Source organism: Streptomyces sp. NPDC101490 (assembly GCF_044767145.1).
Taxonomy (GTDB): domain Bacteria; phylum Actinomycetota; class Actinomycetes; order Streptomycetales; family Streptomycetaceae; genus Streptomyces.
This window is the reverse complement of record NZ_JBIWNI010000027.1, coordinates 80,480-98,660: the sequence shown is the minus strand read 5'-3', so window position 1 is coordinate 98,660 and position 18,181 is coordinate 80,480. Positions and strand designations below refer to the sequence as shown.

The 18,181-nt window shown below is 74.1% G+C and carries 12 protein-coding genes; 3 read left to right on the top strand and 9 right to left on the bottom strand.

The genetic code is table 11. The annotated features are described in order from the left end of the window. The first annotated feature begins 316 nt into the window (after positions 1 to 316). Positions 317 to 1,903: a GMC family oxidoreductase gene (locus ACIRQY_RS31800; protein ID WP_403931390.1), complete on the top strand. Its 1,587-nt coding sequence runs from the start codon at positions 317 to 319 to the stop codon at positions 1,901 to 1,903. A gap of 43 nt (positions 1,904 to 1,946) precedes the next feature. Here the strand turns inward: ACIRQY_RS31800 and ACIRQY_RS31795 are convergent, their stop codons facing one another. Next, a complete protein-coding gene (locus tag ACIRQY_RS31795; RefSeq protein ID WP_403931388.1) occupies positions 1,947 to 5,321 on the bottom strand; it encodes a pyruvate carboxylase in 3,375 nt (1,124 codons plus the stop codon). Between the two features lie 443 nt (positions 5,322 to 5,764). Here ACIRQY_RS31795 and ACIRQY_RS31790 point away from each other — a divergent pair, with 443 nt between their 5' ends. Next, entirely contained in the window at positions 5,765 to 7,375 is a 1,611-nt protein-coding gene (locus ACIRQY_RS31790) for an alpha/beta hydrolase (RefSeq protein ID WP_403931386.1), read from the top strand. A 126-nt stretch (positions 7,376 to 7,501) separates the two neighbouring features. On the opposite strand, the gene ACIRQY_RS31785 is transcribed toward ACIRQY_RS31790, so the two are convergent. Continuing rightward, positions 7,502 to 9,178, bottom strand: a complete 1,677-nt coding sequence (locus ACIRQY_RS31785; protein WP_403931384.1) for an acyl-CoA dehydrogenase family protein — start codon at positions 9,176 to 9,178, stop codon at positions 7,502 to 7,504. Then, the gene (locus tag ACIRQY_RS31780) at positions 9,175 to 9,954 is read right to left on the bottom strand and encodes a TetR family transcriptional regulator (protein ID WP_403931382.1); all 780 of its coding nucleotides are present in this window, start codon (positions 9,952 to 9,954) and stop codon (positions 9,175 to 9,177) included. Before ACIRQY_RS31780 ends, ACIRQY_RS31785 begins: the two co-directional genes overlap by 4 nt. Positions 9,955 to 10,118: 164 nt before the next feature. Between ACIRQY_RS31780 and ACIRQY_RS31775 the strand changes: the two genes are divergently transcribed. Then, entirely contained in the window at positions 10,119 to 12,269 is a 2,151-nt protein-coding gene (locus ACIRQY_RS31775; protein WP_403931380.1) for an NAD-binding lipoprotein, read from the top strand. Positions 12,270 to 12,353: 84 nt separating this feature from the next. Here ACIRQY_RS31775 and ACIRQY_RS31770 read toward each other — a convergent pair whose 3' ends face one another. The 6 genes from ACIRQY_RS31770 to ACIRQY_RS31745 are packed head-to-tail and all read right to left on the bottom strand — an operon-like array spanning position 12,354 to position 17,948. Further along, complete coding sequence (locus tag ACIRQY_RS31770) at positions 12,354 to 13,598, bottom strand: cytochrome P450 (protein ID WP_403931379.1); 1,245 nt, start codon at positions 13,596 to 13,598, stop codon at positions 12,354 to 12,356. Then, positions 13,595 to 14,824 carry a cytochrome P450 gene (locus ACIRQY_RS31765; RefSeq protein ID WP_351790515.1) on the bottom strand — a complete coding sequence of 410 codons (1,230 nt, stop codon included), beginning with the start codon at positions 14,822 to 14,824 and terminating at the stop codon, positions 13,595 to 13,597. The genes ACIRQY_RS31770 and ACIRQY_RS31765 overlap by 4 nt, the downstream gene beginning before the upstream one ends. Beyond that, the gene (locus ACIRQY_RS31760) at positions 14,821 to 15,450 is read right to left on the bottom strand and encodes an ATP/GTP-binding protein (RefSeq protein WP_351790512.1); all 630 of its coding nucleotides are present in this window, start codon (positions 15,448 to 15,450) and stop codon (positions 14,821 to 14,823) included. The genes ACIRQY_RS31765 and ACIRQY_RS31760 overlap by 4 nt, the downstream gene beginning before the upstream one ends. Beyond that, positions 15,431 to 15,784, bottom strand: a complete 354-nt coding sequence (locus ACIRQY_RS31755) for a DUF742 domain-containing protein (RefSeq protein WP_351790510.1) — start codon at positions 15,782 to 15,784, stop codon at positions 15,431 to 15,433. The genes ACIRQY_RS31760 and ACIRQY_RS31755 overlap by 20 nt, the downstream gene beginning before the upstream one ends. Next, the gene (locus ACIRQY_RS31750) at positions 15,781 to 16,182 is read right to left on the bottom strand and encodes a roadblock/LC7 domain-containing protein (RefSeq protein WP_351790508.1); all 402 of its coding nucleotides are present in this window, start codon (positions 16,180 to 16,182) and stop codon (positions 15,781 to 15,783) included. The genes ACIRQY_RS31755 and ACIRQY_RS31750 overlap by 4 nt, the downstream gene beginning before the upstream one ends. Next, a complete protein-coding gene (locus tag ACIRQY_RS31745) occupies positions 16,179 to 17,948 on the bottom strand; it encodes an ATP-binding protein (protein ID WP_403931376.1) in 1,770 nt (589 codons plus the stop codon). Before ACIRQY_RS31745 ends, ACIRQY_RS31750 begins: the two co-directional genes overlap by 4 nt. Positions 17,949 to 18,181 lie beyond the last annotated feature (233 nt).

Here is an 18,181-nt window from a genome sequence, read left to right as displayed (position 1 = left end):
CCCACTCTTCGTCCGAGAGCTCATGCCGCCGCACCATGCACCACATGATGCCCCATCAAGGAGTCTTTGAAGACACGCCCTAGGGCCTGTCTGACCATTCCCGCCTGCCGCGCGACGCCATCACGCACTCTCGCCGCACCGGCCCCAGACCCACGTACGTCCCGTACGAGGGCCTGGGGCCGACACGCCGAGAGCACGCACCTGACGCCGCGCGGCCGCCCCGCGGGCGACGACGGGAATGGTCAGACAGGCCCTAGGATGCCGTCGCCATCGCCCGGACCTCGCCATGTCGAGGCAGAGTCGTGCAGGAGCCGCCATGACCACCCTCGACGTCGACTACGTGGTGGTCGGAGCGGGCACGGCCGGATGCGTCCTGGCCGAACGGCTCTCGGCCGACCCCGGGGTCACCGTGGCCGTACTCGAAGGGGGCGGCCCCGACCGGCATCCCGCGATCCGCGTCCCGCTCGCCTTCTCCCGGCTCTTCGGCACCCGCTACGACTGGCAGTACCGCACCCTCCCGCAGACCGGACTCGACGGCCGCTCCCTGCACTGGCCGCGCGGCAAGGGCCTCGGCGGCTGCTCCCTCCTCAACGCGCAGGTGTGGGCGCGCGGCCACCGGGACGACTACGACTCCTGGGCCGCCGAGGCGGGCCCCGCCTGGTCCTACCGGGAGACGCTGCCCTACTTCCACCGCGCCGAACGCCGGTCCGGCACCAACTCCGACCGCGCCTACGGCGACACCGGAGCCCTGTGGATCGAGGAACTCCGCTCGCCCAACCCCACCACCACCGCCTTCCTGCGGGCCTGCGGGGAAGCGGGCCACACCCGGCTCCCCGAGACCAACGCCGCCGACAACACGGGCTACGGCCCCAGCCCGGTCACCCAGCACACGGGCCGCCGGTTCAGCTGCGCCGACGCCTATCTGCGCCCCGCCCGCCGCCGCCCCAACCTCAAGGTCCTCACCCGGGTCCTGGTCCACCGCCTCACCCTGGACGGCGACCGGGTCACCGGCGTCACCGCGACCGACCGGCGGGGCGGGGAACTGCGCGTGACCGCGCGCCGCGAAGTCGTCCTCAGTGCCGGGGCCGTCGGCAGCCCCCATCTGCTCCAGCTCTCCGGGATCGGCGACCCCGAGACCCTCACCGGGGCGGGCATCACCCCGCGCGTCCCCCTCCCCGGCGTCGGCCTCAACCTCCAGGACCACCTCTCCGTCATGCTGGTCTCCCGCTGCCCCGAACCCGTCACGCTGGCCGCCGCCCAATCGCCCCGGGCCCTCGCCTCCTACCTGCTGCGCCGCAGGGGCCCCCTCACCTCCAACATCGGCGAGGCCCTGTGCTTCGTCCGCACCCGCCCGGACCTCTGCGCACCCGACATCGAACTGGGCCACATCCCCGCCCCCTACCTCAGCCGCGACGCGGAACCCTCGGCCGAACACGGCACCTCCCTCGCCGTCGTCCTGCTGCGGCCCCACAGCCGGGGAACCCTCCGGGCGACCTCCGCCGACCCCACCGTCCCTCCCGCGATCGACCCCGGCTACCTCACCGACCCCGAAGGCGCCGACCTCGCCACCCTGATCAGGGGCGTACGGGCCGCCCGGCACGTCCTCGAAGCCCCGTCCCTCGCCCCCTACATCGGCGCGCCCTGGCCCCCCGGCGCCGACCTCAGCGACGACGAGGCCCTCACCGCCCACATCCGGCGCACCGCGGACACCACGTTCCACCCGGTCGGCACCTGCCGGATGGGCACCGACGACTCCTCGGTCGTCGACCCCGAACTGCGCGTCCACCACCTCAGGGGGCTGCGGGTGGCGGACGCCTCCGTCATGCCGTCCCTCGTCCGGGGCCACCCCCAGGCCCCCACCGTCATGATCGCCGAGCGGGCGGCCGACCTGATCGCACGGTGACCGCCGGGGCGCCCGGAGCACGGGGCTCCGGGCGCCCCGGGGTTCAGACGATCTCGACGAGCAGGTCGCCGCCCTCCACCTGCTGGACCCGGGTGACGGCCAGCCGGGACACCCGGCCGCCCCGCACGGCCGTGATCGAGGCCTCCATCTTCATCGCCTCGATCGTGGCCACCGTCGTACCCGCCTCGACCTCGTCGCCCTCGGCGACCGTCAGGGTGACCACGCCCGCGAACGGGGCGGCTACGTGCCCCGGGTCCGACCGGTCGGCCTTCTCGGTCGCCGGGAGGTTCGCCGCGGCGGCCCGGTCCCTCACCTGGATCGGCCGCAACTGCCCGTTCAGGGTGGACAGGACCGTGCGCATCCCGCGCTCGTCGGCCTCGCCCACCGCCTCCAGCTCGATGAGCAGCCGCACCCCGGGCCCGAAGTCGACGGCGTACTCCTTCCCGGGGCGCAGCCCGTAGAAGAAGTCCTTGCTGTCGAGCACACTGGTGTCGCCGTACGCCTGCCGGTGCGCCTCGAACTCCTTCGCCGGGCCGGGGAAGAGCAGCCGGTTCAGCGTCGCCCGCCGGTCCTTGTCCAGTCCCTCGCGGTCCTCCGGGGTCAGCTCGCGCACCGGCCGGGGCCCGGCGCGGCCCTCCAGCGCCTTGGTGCGGAACGGCTCGGGCCAGCCGCCGGGCGGGGTGCCCAGCTCGCCGTGGAGGAAGCCGACGACCGAGTCGGGGACGTCGTAGCGGTTCGGCGCCGCCTCGAAGTCCTCGGGTGCCACCCCGGCGCCGACGAGGTGCAGCGCCAGATCGCCGACGACCTTCGACGAGGGCGTGACCTTCACCAGCCGGCCCAGCATCCGGTCGGCGGCGGCGTACGTCGCCTCGATGTCCTCGAAGCGGTCGCCGAGCCCGAGGGCGACCGCCTGGGTGCGCAGGTTGGAGAGCTGCCCGCCGGGGATCTCGTGGTGGTACACCCGACCGGTCGGCGAGCCGAGGCCCGCCTCGAACGGGGCGTACACCTTGCGGACGCTCTCCCAGTACGGCTCCAGGTCGCCGACCGCCCGCAGCCCGAGGCCGGTGGGCCGTGCGGAGTGGTCGGTCGCGGCGACGATCGCGGACAGCGAGGGCTGCGAGGTGGTCCCGGCCATGGACGCCACCGCGCCGTCCACCGCGTCCGCCCCCGCCTGGACCGCCGCGAGGTAGGTGGCGAGCTGGCCGCCCGCGGTGTCATGGGTGTGCAGGTGCACCGGCAGGTCGAACTCCCGCCGCAGCGCGGAGACCAGGGTGGCGGCGGCGGGCGCGCGCAGCAGCCCTGCCATGTCCTTGACCGCCAGGACGTGGGCCCCGGCCGCGACGATCTCCTCGGCCAGCCGCAGGTAGTAGTCCAGGGTGTAGAGCCGCTCCGCCGGGTCGGACAGATCGGCGGTGTAGCAGAGCGCGACCTCGGCGACCGCCGTCCCCGTCGCCCGTACGGCGTCGATGGCGGGCCGCATCTGCCGGACGTCGTTCAGCGCGTCGAAGATCCGGAAGACGTCGATGCCGGTGGCGGCGGCCTCCTGCACGAAGGCGTCGGTCACCTCGGTCGGATAGGGGGTGTAGCCCACGGTGTTGCGGCCCCGCAGCAGCATCTGCAGGCAGATGTTCGGCACGGTCTCGCGCAGGGCGGCGAGCCGCTCCCAGGGGTCCTCGGCGAGGAACCGCAGGGCGACGTCGTAGGTGGCGCCGCCCCAGCACTCCAGGGACAGCAGTCCCGGCAGGGTGTGCGCCACGGTCGGGGCGACGGCCAGCAGGTCCTTGGTGCGCACCCGGGTGGCCAGGAGCGACTGGTGGGCGTCGCGGAAGGTGGTGTCGGTGACGCCCAGCGTCGGCGACTCGCGCAGGCTCCGCGCGAAGCCCTCGGGGCCCAGCTCGGCGAGGCGCTGCCGGGAACCGGCCGGGGGCTCGCCCGGGGGCAGCGGGGGCAGCTTCTCGGTGGGCGTGATCAGTTCGGGCCGGGGGCCGTGCGGCTTGTTCACGGTGACGTCGGCGAGGTACGTGAGCAGCTTCGTGCCCCGGTCGGCCGAGTGGCGCGCGGTGAGCAGGTGCGGCCGCTCCTCGATGAAGGCCGTGGTGACCCGCCCGGCGCGGAAGTCCGGGTCGTCGAGGACGGCCTGGAGGAAGGGGATGTTCGTGGATACGCCCCTGATGCGGAACTCGGCCACGGCCCGCCGCGCCCGGCCGACGGCGGACTCGAAGTCCCTTCCCCGGCAGGTGAGTTTGACCAGCATCGAGTCGAAGTGGGCGCTGACCTCCGTACCGGCGTGGGTGGTGCCGCCGTCGAGGCGGATGCCCGAGCCGCCGGGGGAGCGGTAGGCGCTGATCATGCCGGTGTCCGGGCGGAAGCCGTTGGCCGGGTCCTCGGTGGTGATCCGGCACTGGAGCGCGGCGCCGCGCAGGACGACGGACTCCTGGCTCAGGCCGAGGTCGGCGAGGGTCTCCCCGGCGGCGATGCGCAGCTGCGACTGCACCAGGTCGATGTCGGTGACCTCCTCGGTGACCGTGTGCTCGACCTGGATGCGCGGGTTCATCTCGATGAAGACGTGCCTGCCCTCGGGGTCGAGGAGGAACTCGACGGTGCCCGCGTTGCGGTAGCCGATGCGGCGCGCGAACCGTACGGCGTCGTCGCAGATCCGCTGCCGCAGCTCTGGGTCGAGGTTGGGGGCGGGCGCGAGTTCGACGACCTTCTGGTGGCGGCGCTGGACCGAGCAGTCCCGCTCGTACAGGTGGATGACGTCGCCCCGGCCGTCGGCGAGGATCTGCACCTCGATGTGCCGGGGGTCGACCACCGCCTTCTCCAGGAAGACGGTGGCGTCGCCGAAGGCGGACTCGGCCTCGCGGGCCGCCGCCTCGACGGCCTCGCGCAGCGCGGCCGGTTCCGCCACCCGGCGCATACCGCGCCCGCCGCCGCCCGCGACGGCCTTGACGAAGAGGGGGAAGCCGATCTCCCCGGCGGCGGCGACCAGTTCGTCCACGTCGGTGGAGGGCGCCGAGGAGCCGAGCACGGGGACGCCCGCCTCCCGGGCGGCGGCCACGGCCCGCGCCTTGTTCCCGGTCAGCTCCAGGGTCTCCACGGACGGGCCCACGAACGTGATGCCCGCCGCCTCGCAGGCGCGGGCGAGTTCCGGGTTCTCGGAGAGGAAGCCGTAGCCCGGGTAGACCGCGTCGGCGCCCGCCCGGAGGGCCGCCCCGATGATCTCCTCGACGGAGAGGTAGGCCCGCACCGGGTGCCCCTGCTCCCCGATCTCGTACGCCTCGTCGGCCTTCAGCCGGTGCAGTGAGTTGCGGTCCTCGTGGGGGAAGACGGCGACGGTGCGCGCCCCCAGTTCGTAGCCCGCGCGGAACGCGCGAATCGCGATCTCGCCGCGGTTGGCTACCAGCACTTTGCGGAACATTTCTGATCCCTTCACCCTGCCGGTGACGAGCCCCACGGTGTCGGCGACACCTCCGCGCGGGCGCGTACGGCCGGTCGTTCCCGTGTCGCGTCCGGCGGGCGGCCGGCTCGTTCCGTCACGCTACGGGCTGTCCGAGGGCCGTCTGAAGGTTCCGGTGAAGTGACATGGATCATCGCGCGAGGCATCCCCCGAACGGCGCCCGGCGGGCGGGGCGGGCGCGAGGGCGGGAACGTCCGGCGCGTGCGCCTCCCCGGCGGACGATCCGTCAACCCCGATGAGCATCGGGGAAGTTGGGTTCTCCACCTCGGGGACCATTCCCCCGGACCTGGTCTACTCCTCTGGTCGGAGAGGAAGGAGGACCGCCGGGGGATTACCTCCCGCCACCGGATGCGAAAGGGTGTGCGGGACCGATCCATCCGTCCGTCGCAAGGATCTGACCCACTGTGCGAAGCAGACGAATAGCATCCGTCGTGGCCATCAGCGCCGTCGCCGCGCTCGTGCCCGCGCTCACGCCCGCTGTCGCCTCCGCGAACGCCCCGGCCGCCACGATCTCGCCGAGGACCGCCACCGCCGCGTCCCTGGCCGACTTCACGGGGCAGAAGCCGCGCTGGAAGCGCTGCAACCCCCAGGACCCCGCCGCCTTCCAGTGCGCCACGATCAAGGTGCCGCTCGACTACACCCGGCCGAACGGCAGGACCCTCGACATCGCGATCTCCCGGGTCAAGGCGACCAGCGACCGGGACCGGCGCGGCGTGCTGCTCCTGAACCCCGGCGGCCCCGGCGGCTCCGGGCTCGACATGCCCCTGTACATGGGGCCCGAGCTGCCCGCCTCGGTGAAGAAGCAGTACGACCTCATCGGCTTCGACCCCCGGGGCGTCGCCCAGAGCTCCCCCGTGAGCTGCGGACTCACCCCCGAGGAGGGGAACTGGCAGCGCCCGTACAAGGCCGATAAGTTCGCCGCGGACGTGGCCTGGGCGCGGACCGTGGCGGAGAAGTGCCGGGCGAAGAGCGGCGCCGTCCTGCCCCACCTCACCACCCGCAACACCGCCCGTGACATGGACGTCATCCGCGCGGTGCTCGGCGAGAAGAAGATCTCGTACCTGGGCTACTCGTACGGCACCTACCTGGGCGCCGTCTACACGCAGCTCTTCCCCCGGCGGACCGACCGGTTCGTGCTCGACAGCGCGGTCGACCCCGCGCGGATCTGGCGGGGCATGATCCAGGTGTGGGCCGAGGGCGCGGAGCCCGCCTTCACCCGCTGGACCGGCTGGACCGCCGCGCGCCACACCACCTACGGGCTGGGCGCCACTCCCTCCGAGGTCCGCCAGACCTTCTGGGACCTCGTCGCGCAGGCCGACCGCAAGCCCATCGATCTGGAGGGCACCCTCCTGAACGGTGACGACATCCGGTCCGCCCGGCAGGTGTTCTTCAACCCGGAGTGGGCCGCCGATCTCGTCGCGCAGCTGAAGAAGGCGGCGGAGACCGGCACGCCCGCGACCGCGCCCGCCCGCCGGAGCGTGGCCCCGGAGCGCGTCCCGTCGTCGTTCGCCCGTGCCGTCCCCGAGGACAACATGGACGCCGCCTTCTGGTCCGTGGTGTGCGCCGACACCCGCGCCTGGCCGCGCGACCCGGAGCAGTACCGCCGGGACGCGATCAAGGACAAGGTGAAGTACCCGCTGTACGGCGACTTCGCGTCGAACATCAAGCCGTGCGCGTTCTGGCAGCAGGGCTCCGAGCCCGCCACCCGGATCGACAACAAGGTCGGCGCGCTCATCCTGCAGAACGAGTGGGACTCCCAGACCCCGCTGGTCAGCGGGCAGGGCCTGCGCCGGGTCATGAAGGGCGCCCGGATGGCCACCGTCCTCGGCGGCCAGGGACACGGTGTCTACGGCACCAAGTCCTGCGCCGACCGGACGGCCACCGCCTATCTGACGACGGGACGGCTGCCCGCGTCGGACGTGACCTGCCAGGCGGCGGCGAACCCGGCGGCGAACGGTCTGCTGGACCCGGCGCCGGGGACCCCGGGCCTGCCGATCCCGCAGGACCGCTTCTGACCGTGCCCCGGTACGGCGCGTGACGTGGGGCCCTCCCTTCCAGGGAGGGCCCCGCTGTCCTTCTGCGGAGGGCCCCACTGTCCTTCCCGGGCGGCCCACCGGCCGGTGACCGGGGCCGCCGTCCGTTCAGCCCGTGGCCCCCGGCAGCCGGGCGATCACGCCCGCGAAGTCCGTGCCCGGGGGAAGGGTGCCGAACGCCAGGCCCCGGTCACCGGCCAGCCGGGAGGCGCAGAACGCGTCGGCCACCGCGTGCGGCGCGTGCCGCACCAGCAGCGAACCCTGCAGGACGAGCGCCAGCCGCTCCACCAGACGACGGGCGCGCAGCTGGGCGTCCTCGGTGAGGACCAGCTCGCCGCGCAGTTCGCGCCAGGCCGTGTCCAGCCGGGCGTCACCGCCCGAGGCGGCCTCGACCTCCGCGCGGAAGGCCTCCAGGGACTCCGGCTCACGGGCCAGCGCCCGCAGCACGTCGAGGGCGTTGACGTTGCCCGAGCCCTCCCAGATGCCGTTCAGCGGGGCGTCGCGGTAGAGGCGGGGCATCCCGGAGGCCTCGTCGTAGCCGTTGCCTCCCAGGCATTCCAGCGCCTCGGCGACGGCGGGCGGCTGACGCTTGCACACCCAGTACTTGCCGACGGCGGTGGCGAGCCGCAGAAAGGCCCGCTCGCCCTCGTCGCCCCGCTGGGCCCGGTCGGCCGCCCCGGCGATCCGCAGGGCCAGCGTCGTCGCGGCCTCCGACTCGACGCCCAGATCGGCGATGACATTGCGCATCAGCGGCTGGTCGACGAGCCGGGCACCGAACACCTCGCGGTGCCGGATGTGGTGCGCGGCCTGCGCGAGCGCCGCGCGGGTGCCCGACGCCGATCCGAGGACGCAGTCGAGCCGGGTCATCGTCACCATGTCGATGATGGTCCGCACGCCCTGGCCCTCGGCCCCGACCGCCCAGGCCACGGTGTCGTCGAACTCCGGCTCGCCGCTGGCGTTGCTGCGGTTGCCCAGCTTGTCCTTCAGCCGCTGGACGCGGAAGGTGTTGCGGGAGCCGTCGGGCAGCACCCGGGGGACCAGGAAGCAGGACAGACCGCCTGGCGCCTGCGCCAGCACGAGGAACAGGTCGTTCATCGGCGCGCTGGTGAACCACTTGTGGCCGCGCAGCCGCCAGGTGCCGTCCGCCGCCTCCACCGCCGTGGTGCTGTTGGTACGGACATCGGTGCCGCCCTGCTTCTCCGTCATGCCCATCCCGGCGAGCAGCCCGCGCTTCTCCGCCGGGGCGCGCAGCCCGGGGTCGTACACCCGGCTGGTCAGCAGGGGCTCGTACAGCCCGGCGAGCGCGGGCGCGGCCCGCAGGGCGGGGACGACGGCGTACGTCATCGACACCGGGCAGCCGTGGCCCGCCTCGGCGGTGCTCCACACCATGAACCCGGCGGCGCGGGCCACATGGGCGCCGGACCGGGGGTCGGCCCAGGCCGCGCCGCCGAGGCCCTCCCCGATCGCCTCCCGCATCAGGGAGTGGTAGGCGGGATGGAAGTCGATCTCGTCGACCCGGTTGCCGTACCGGTCGTGGGTGCGCAGCTCCGGCTCGTGCCGGTTGGCCTCCTCCGCCCAGCGCTGGACCTCCTCGGAGCCCGTACGGCGGCCGATCCGGCGCAGGTCGTCCAGACACCAGCCGGCGCCCTCGCGGCGCACGCCCTCCAGGAGGACGGCGTCGTCGGCGACGTCGTGCCCGACGAGCGGCGGGACCTGGTTGGTGACGTCATGGGTGCGCGCGGTGGGCTCGCTGCGCAGCGGGGGTGTGCCGGTGGTCGCGGTCATGACGGGTCCTCCTGGTTCGATGGGCGCGGCGCGGCGGGGCGGGCACCGGCGCAGCGCAGGGCGAGGGCGGTGAGTTCGGCGAGGAGCGTGTCGGTGGCCGGGTCGGTGGCGGCGCCGTGTCCGGAAGGGCCGGTCGCGGTGAGGTCGACTGCCGTGAGGCCGTCCGAGCCGAGGCCGTCCGTGGTGAGGTCGGGCGGGGTGAGGCCGTCCGTGGTGAGGCGGGGCGGGGCGCCGGGCACCTCGCCGACCGCGCCGAGCGGGTCCACGAGGACCTCGCCGACGGCGCCGGTCAGCGCGGCGGCCGTGAGGTGCGGGTCCTGCGGGGGCAGCAGTCCGGCGGCGACGCCCTCGCGGACCACCTCGGCGAAGAGCGCGCGGTAGCGGCGGCGGAACTCCAGCCGCTCGGCGCCGAGCGCCGGTTCGGCCGGTGCCGCGAGCAGGGCGTAGGCCAGACCGGGACGTTCCAGGGCGCGCAGGGCGAACACCCGGACGCCGTGGGCCAGCCGCTCGACCGGGTCGCCCCCGCCCCGCAGCACCTCGCCCAGCACCTCGGCCTCGCGGCCGGAGGCACGCCGGAACACCTCCACGGCGAGGGCCGCCTTGGAGGGGAAGTGCTGGTAGACGGAACCGGCGGCGATGCCCGCCGCCGCGGCGACCGCGGTCACCGAGGCGCCCGCCCAGCCCGCCTCGGCCACGACCTCGGTGGCCTGGGCGACCAGACGTTCACGGGCGGCCCGGAGCCGTGCGAGCTCGGCGGGTGTCTTGCGGTAGGCCATACAAAGGAGTGAACCACCGTTCAGTCCTTCGTGCCAGCCCCCGGACCACCCCGCTCGCACGTCTGACCGGCTCGTCCCCCGGTTCCCCGTCCGGTGCTCCCGAAGGGATGAATGTGCCCTGATGGCGCTTTCGCCGGACCGGGACGGGGCGCCACCCTGCTGACGTGCGCAGACAAGGCAACAAGGTCGTCCCCGCCCAGCGGAGCGCCGCACCGCCGACCGGGGGACACCCGGACCGGGACCCGGCCGCGCCCCCGGAACGCCCCGCCCCGCGCGGCCAGGCCGAGGCCCGGCTCCGCTACTGGTTCGACAGCACGCTCACCCGGGGGACCCCCGCGCTCGTCGGCTGGCTCGCCCTCGCCTGCCTCGCCCTCGTCGTCCCCGTCAGCGCCCTGCTCGTCTGGACCGACCACCGGACCCCCGCCACCTTCGGCAGCCGGGTCGCGGCGGTCTGGCGCAACACCGGACAGACCCTCCGGCTGGGCGGCGAGGTCGGTCCTCCGCTCCGCGTCGCCCTCACCGTGGTACTCGCGCTCATCGCGCTCTTCTACGTCTCCACCCTGGTCAGCCTCATCACCACCGGGATCACCGAACGGCTCCTCGCGCTCGACCGGGGCCACGCCCGGGTCGTGGAGAGCGGCCACACCGTGGTCCTCGGCTGGTCCGAGCAGATCCCGACGGTCGTCCGCGAACTCGTCACCGCCCACGCCCACCGGCGCCGGGGCGTCATCGCGGTGCTCGCCGACCGCCCCAAGGCCGAGATGGAGGAGGAGTTCCGCGCCACCCTCGGCTTCGCGGGCCGCACCCGGCTGCTCTGCCGCAACGGCCGTCCCACCGACCCCGTCGCACTGGACCGGGTCAGCCCGGCGACCGCCGAGTGCGTCCTCGTCCTGCCCCGGGACAGCCCCGGCGACGACGCCGAGGTCGTCAAGACCCTGCTCTCCCTCACGGCGACCGTCGGCGAGGACCACCCGGTGCGTGTCGTCGCCGCCGTACGGGGCGACCGGTACCTCGGCGCCGCCCGGCTCGCCGGCGGCGCCCGTACCGTCGTCCTGGACGCGGACGACATCTCCGCGCGGCTCCTCGCCCAGTGCGCCCGGCAACCCGGACTCTCCCTCGTCTACGAGGAGTTGCTCGACTTCGCCGGACACGAGTTCCACACCGTGCGGGACCCGGGGCCGCCCGGCCTGAGCTTCCACGAGGCCGCCGCCCGCTCCCCGGTGTCGGCCGTCGTCGGCATCGCCCGCGCCGACGGCACGGTCGCCCTCAACCCGCCCGGCCGCACCCCGCTCCTGGACGGCGAGGCGCTGATCGTCCTCGCCGAGGACGACGACACCACGTACTGGACACCCACACCCGCCCCCTACGACCCGACGGCGATCCGTACGGGGGACGCCGAGCCGGCTTCGTACGACCCGACGGCGATCCGCACGGAGGACGCCGAGCCCACTCCCTACGACCCGACAGTGATCCGAGCGGGGGACTCCGGGCCCTCCCCGTACGACCCGGCGACGGTGCGCATCGGCGCTCCCGCCCACGCCCCCGCCCCGGCGGGCCGTCGTCCCGAACGCTTCCTGCTGCTCGGCTGGAACCGCCGTGCCCACCGGATCGCCGGCCGCCTCGCCCGGCACGCCCCGCCCGGCTCCCTGCTCGACGTGGTGGCCGAACCGCGCGCCGCCTCCGACGTCGGGGACCTCGCGGGGAGCCTCGGCCCGGAGCTCTCCGTGCACCACCGGCCCGGCGACCCGACCTCGGGGACCGTCACGGACGCCCTCGACCTGACCGGTTACGACGCCGTGATCGTCCTCGCCCCCGAACCCCGCCCCGGCCACGACGACCCGGACGACCGGACCCTCGTCACCCTGCTCCATCTGCGCGCGCGGGAACGGACCTGGGAGCCCGGGGAGGGGGCGACGGGCGGCCTCCGGCACGTCCCGGTCGTCACGGAGATGGCCGACGACCGCAACCGGCGCATCGCCCCCCTCGCCGCCGGGGCCGACTACGTCGTCAGCGGCAGACTGATCGGGCTCCTCATGACACAGATCTCCCAGAACCCGCGGCTGGCCCCGGTCTTCCGGGAACTGCTCGGCGAGGGCGGAAACGGGCTCCACGTGCGTCCGGCGGACGCCTACGTCGTCACCGGCCGGGAGTTCTCCTTCGCGGCCGTCGCCGAGGCGGCCGCCCGCCGGGGGGAGTGCGCCCTCGGCTACCGCACCCGGGGCCCGGCCCACGGCGTGTGCCTCAATCCGCCGAAGTCCCTGGTCCGTCACTGGCACCCGGACGACCAGGTCGTGGTCCTCGGACCGGAGGAGTGAGCGTCACCGGCCGGGAACGGACCCGGCCGGTGACCACCCCCACCCCACTGCCGTACGGCTCCGGGGGCGGCGGTGCCGGGCCCGTCAGCCCAGCAGGACCGGCAGGTCGAACAGGTCGTTCTGGGTGACGACCGGCTTGTTCCGCAGCTCCTCGCGCGGCACGGCGAGCCGCAGACCGGGGAAACGCGCGTAGAGCGCGGGCAGCGCCACCGACGCCTCCAGACGGGACAGCGCCGCACCGGGGCAGACGTGCGGGCCGTGCCCGAAGGAGATGTGCCGGTTGGGCGTCCGGGTGACGTCGAAGTCGCCCGCCGTCGGACCGTGCTGCCGCTCGTCCCGGCCGATCGCGCCGTGCGACACGATGATCGCCTCGCCCTTCGGCAGCACCCGGTCGCCGACCTCGATGTCCTCGGCGGCGAACCGGATCAGCACGTGCGAGGTCGGCGTCGCCCAGCGCAGCGTCTCCTCGATGACGTCCTCCCACGGCACCTCGCCCGCGAGCACCCGCTCCCGCTGCTCGGGATGGGTCTCCAGGGCGACGACCGCGTTCACGATCAGACTGATGGTCGTCTCGTGACCGGCCGCCACCATCAGCTGGAGGGTGTTGGTGATCTCCTCCGTGGTGAGCCGGTCGCCGTCCTCCGACGCCTCGATCAGCGCGCTCGTCAGATCGTCGCCCGGCCGCTCCTTCTTGCCCGCCACGATCCCGGCGAAGAGCGTGCCGAGGTCGGCCATCATCCCCGGCACCTCCTCCGGCGGCGTCTGCGTCGAGAAGAACTTCTCGAACAGCGCCTTCATCCGGGGGTGGTCGGCCGCGTCCACGCCCATCAGCTCGCCGACCACGTTCATCGGCAGCGGGTACGCGAACTCCGCCTTCAGGTCCACGACCTCGCCCGCCGGACGCTCCGCGAGCCGGTCCAGCATCCCGGTCGTCAGCGCCTCGATCCCGGCGCGCAGCCGCTCCACCCGGCGCGCGGTCAGCGCCTGCGCCACCAGGCTCCGCAGCCGCCGGTGCTCCTCGCCGTCCACCGTCAGCATGGACCGGCCGGGGTTGGCCAGGCCGATCAGCGGCCAGTCCAGCGGGATCTCACCGCGCTGCCAGGCGCCCCAGACCTCGATGTCCTTGACGAGCCGGGAGTCCGTGAGCAGCTTGCGCGCCTCGGCGTGGTGGGTGACGGCCCAGCAGGGCACCCCGCCCGGCAGCACCACGCGGGCCAGCGGACCGGCCGCGCGCAGCCGGGCGCTCTCGCCGTCCAGGTCGGTGACGAACGGGTCCAGGGCGATGACCCCGTCGCCGGGCGCGGCGGTGGGATCGTACGGGCAGCTCATCCGATGGCTCCAAGCGCGGGGGTCGGGGTGTACGTCACGGGGAGCGCGGTCAGACCGCGCAGCCAGGGGGAGGGGCGGCGGGACAGGGCGTCCGCCGGGACGGCGAGGTCCACGTCCGGCAGCCGGTCGAGCAGTACCTCGATCCCCGTCCGGGCGATGGTCTCGGCCACCTCCTGGGCGGGGAACGGGCAGCGGTGCTCGCCGTGCCCGAAGGACAGGTAGGCGTTGTTGCCGCCGGTGAGCGCCCCGGCGTCGGCGCGCACGTGCGGGTCGGAGTTGGCGGCGGCCAGGCCCAGGAGCAGCAGGTCGCCCCGGCCGATCCGGCGCCCGCCGAGGTGGGTGTCGCGGGAGGCCCAGCGGCCCGCCACGTTCTGGGTGGGGGTGTCCTCCCACAGGACCTCGTTCATCGCCTCGCCGACGCTGTGCCGGCCGCCGGAGAGCGAGGCGGCGAACCGGTCGTCGGTGAGCATCAGGCGCAGCGAGTTACCGATCCAGTCGGCGGTGGGCTGGTGCCCGGCGGCCATCATCACCATGAGGTCCTGGGCGACCTCCTCGGTGTCGAACCCGGCGGTGTTGCCGACCATCCGGGAGGCCACGTCGTCGCCCGGCTCCGCCGCCTTGGCGGCGAGCAGCGCGAACATCGACTCGCCCAGGTGGCGCTGGCCCTCCAGGGCCCCCTCCTGGCCGTTGATCATGTCGTTGAGGGCGGTGACGAGCCCCGGGCCCTGCTCGTCGGCGAAGCCGTAGACGCTGGCGAGGACACGGACCGGGAGGAGCATCGCGTACTCGGCGACGATGTCGCACGAGCCCTTCCCGCAGAGCCCGTCGATCAGTTCGTCGGCGAACCGCTCGGCGCGCTCGCGCAGCACGAACGGGTCGATCGCCTCCAGCGCGCCGGAGATGACGGCGGCCCGCTCGCGGTGCCGCTCGCCCACGGTGTAGAGGATGGACCGCTGTTTGCGGCCGATCATGGGGAGCAGCGGCCAGTCCGCCGGGATCGCGTCCCACTGGTTCCACAGGTCGGAGTCGCGGGAGAAGAGCACCGGGTCGCTGGTGACCTGGTGCAGCTCGCGGTAGCCGAGGACCAGCCAGGCGGGCACGTCGCCGTCCAGGACGACCGGGGCGACCGCTCCGTGGTCACGCCGGATCTGCCGGTACAGCTCGGCGGGGTCGGTCTGGAACCGCGGTCCGCCCAGCGGGACGGGCGGGGGCTCGGGGTGGGTCACGGGGCGGGCTCCGGTATCGGCGGGGACGTCGGCCGGGGGGTCGAGGCGACGACGGTGCGCAGGTGCTCGACGAGCGCGATGAGGACCTGCTTGCTGGACTCGCGGGAGCGGGCGTCGCAGAAGACCAGCGGGACCTCGTCGGCGAGGTCGAGGGCCTCGCGGATCTGGTCGGGGGAGTGGGTGCTGCCGCCGAAGTCGTTGCAGGCGACGACGAACGGTGTCCCGTGGTGTTCCAGGCGGTCGATCGCGTACCAGGAGTCCGCGAGGCGGCGGGTGTCGACGAGGACGACCGCGCCGAGGGTGCCGGAGAACAGCCGGTCCCACAGGAACCAGAACCGTTCCTGTCCCGGCGCGCCGAACAGGTAGAGGATGTTGCGGACGTCCAGCGAGATCCGGCCGAAGTCGAAGGCGACGGTGGTGGCCGTCTTCGCGGCGACGCCCGCGGTGTCGTCGACGGCCTCGCCCGCCTGGGTCATGGTCTCCTCGGTGTTCAGCGGACGGATCTCGCTGACCGAGCGGACCAGGGTGGTCTTGCCGACGCCGAATCCACCGACGACGACGATCTTCAGTCCGTTGTCGGCGGTGCTGTGCAGGGTCTGGCGCTGTTCAGAGGTTACGGAGTCCAACGAGCACCTGCTCCAGGATGTCGTGATCGGGAAGGCGGTACGACGAGCGGGGATGCCGCACGTGGATACGGCCGGTGTCGTGCAGGTCGGCCAGGAGGATCCGGGTGATCGACACGGGCAGTCCGAGCTCGGCGGCCACCTCCACCACGGCGGTGGGGAAGCGGCACATGCGGAGGATCGCGGCGTGCTCGGACTGCATGCCGGGCACCGGATCGCTCTCGGAGACCACCAGGGTCACCAGGTCGAAGGAGTCCGAACCGGTCCGGCTCCGGCCGCCGGTGAGGGTGTAGAGCCGGTCGGGGGAGTCGTCCCTTCCCGGCCTGGCGCGGCTCATCCCCGGGGCCTTGCCACCAGGTGCTCGCCGAGCTGTTCGACGAGTTCGGACATGTTGTGGCCGACGAGTCCGGCGTCGGCGTCCTCGTCGGCGACCAGGGCGAGATGGGCGCCCTCGCCCGCCTCGACGATGAACAGGATGCCGCCGTAGAACTCGGCCATCGCGGAGCGGACCCCGCCGGTGCCGTCGCCGAACTCCACGGAGGCACCGTGCGACAGGCTCTGGATGCCCGCCGCGATGGCGGCCAGCTGGTCCGCCTGGTCGACGGAGAGCTCGGCGGTACGGCAGAGCTTCAGGCCGTCACGGGAGAGCACCAGGGCGTGACGGGTGCCCGGGGTGCGTTCCAGCAGGCCCTCCAGGAGCCAGCTGAGCTTCTCGTCGGTGGTGGTGCCGGTCATCGGGAGGTGCCTTCCGGGTGCGGGGAGTTCGGGGTGTCGTGCGCGGCCGGGGCTTCGTCGCCGCCGGCCGGGTGGGCGGCTCCGGCCGGGGGGACGCCGTCGGTCCCTGGGCCGTCACCGGGGGTGTGGTCGCCGAGGTTCTCCGGGCGGTCGCCGGTCTCCGTCGTGCCGTCGCCCTCGCCCTCGGTGGGGGCGTCCGGCTGGGCGGCGGCGCGGACGGCCTGACGGAAGCTGCCGAAACGGGTGGCCGCACCGGCCGCCGCGCCGGTGCGGGGCGCCGCGGCCCCGCGCGGCTTCGCGGCGGCGTCCGGCCCCTCGGGGTGGGCGGCGGCGAGGGCCCGGCCGCGGCGGCGCTGCGGAAGTCCGCTCTCGCCGAAGCGCGGGTGCTCGCCGGTGCTCTCGGCGGGGGTGTCGGGCGTGCTTCCGGGCTCGGTGCGCGGAGCGGGGATGCGGACGGCGGGCGCGGCCGGGTGCGGGGCGGTCCCGCTCGGTGCCTGGCCCCCGGCGGTCTCCGGGGTGGTGCCCGGCGCCCGGCTTCCCTGGGGCTCCGGGGTGACGGCCGGGTTCCCCGCGGCCTCCGGCGCGGTCCGCGACTCGGCGGAGGCGCGGCTGATCAGTTCCTGGGGGAGCATCAGCAGGGCGCCGGTGCCGCCGCGCGCGGAGGGGCGGAACGACACGGTCAGGCCGTGCTTGCGGGCCAGTCGGCCGACGACGGCGAGGCCGAGCCGGGTGCCGGAGAGACCGGCCAGGTCCTGGGTGACCGCTCCGACGGCCGACTCGGCGCGGCGGAGCTGGACGTCGCTCATGACGAGGCCGCTGTCCTCGACGGCGATCATGACACCGGCCGGGACCTCCTCCACGTACACGTGGACCTCGGCGTTGGGCGGCGAGAAGTTCGCCGCGTTGTCCATGAGTTCGGCCAGGGCGTGCATGACGCCCTCGGCGGCGTGTCCGGCGACGGCCGCGTCGCTGCTGGAGTGGAGACGGACGCGCTGGTAGCCGCTGATCCGGCCCATGGCGCCGCGCAGGATCGACTCCATGACGATGGGGCGGGCCCAGCGGCGGCCGGACCGGGCGCCGGTGAGGACGGCGACGGAGTCGGCGAGACGGCCGGCCTGGGCGGTGCGGTGGTCGAGGTGGAGCAGGTCGGTGAGGACGTCCTCGTCCGCGTGACGGTGCTCCATCTCGCGCAGGTCGGCGAGCATGCTGGTGGCGAGGGCCTGCATACGGCCGGCGGCGTTGGCGGACGCGGCCATGGCGGCGGAGCGGCCGGACTCGGCACGGCGCAGCCGGAGCCGGGCGCCTTCGACGTCGGAGGCCCGCGCGCGGGCGAGCGCGCCGGTCTCGGCGGCGTGGGCCCGGACGAGTTCCTCGGCGTGGACCGCCTGGGCGGCCGACGCGGCGGCGGTCTCGGCCCGGTGGCGCTGTTCGAGCCGTGCGGTCTCCGCCTCGAACCGCTCCTTGAGGGCGGCGGTCTCGCGTTCGGCGGAGGCCTTGGACTGGGCCGCGTACGTCTCCCAGGAGGCGAGTTCGGCGGCGAGCCCGTCGGCGCGGCGGCCGAGTGCGCGTGAGGTCCGCGCGTACCAGGTGACGGCGAACGCCGCCGCCGCCAGCAGCAGGACGCCGCCTGCGGCGACCCAGGCGAGGGCGGTGCGGACGCCTGGTGGCGCGGCGGTGACCGCGGCGGCGGCGATGGCACCACCCGCGGCGGCCGTCAGCGACGAGGTGATCAGGGCGGGGCGAAGGGGGGTGGGTGACGCCGACATCAACCAGACTCTCGGGAGCGGGCACACAGGGAAGGGAGTCGCAATGTCGGCACTATAGATGCGTTGTTGATCAATACGGAACTCGATCGACCGGATCGACGTCCTTTGCTTGGCCTATGTTTCCCCTATGCGTCCAAGAAGGTCCGCACTTGTTCATTCCATGGTGAAGTTCCTGCTCAGGCAGGGTTCCTGAGACCTCGTCCGGTCTGTTGGTACGGACCATCGGAGGCCCC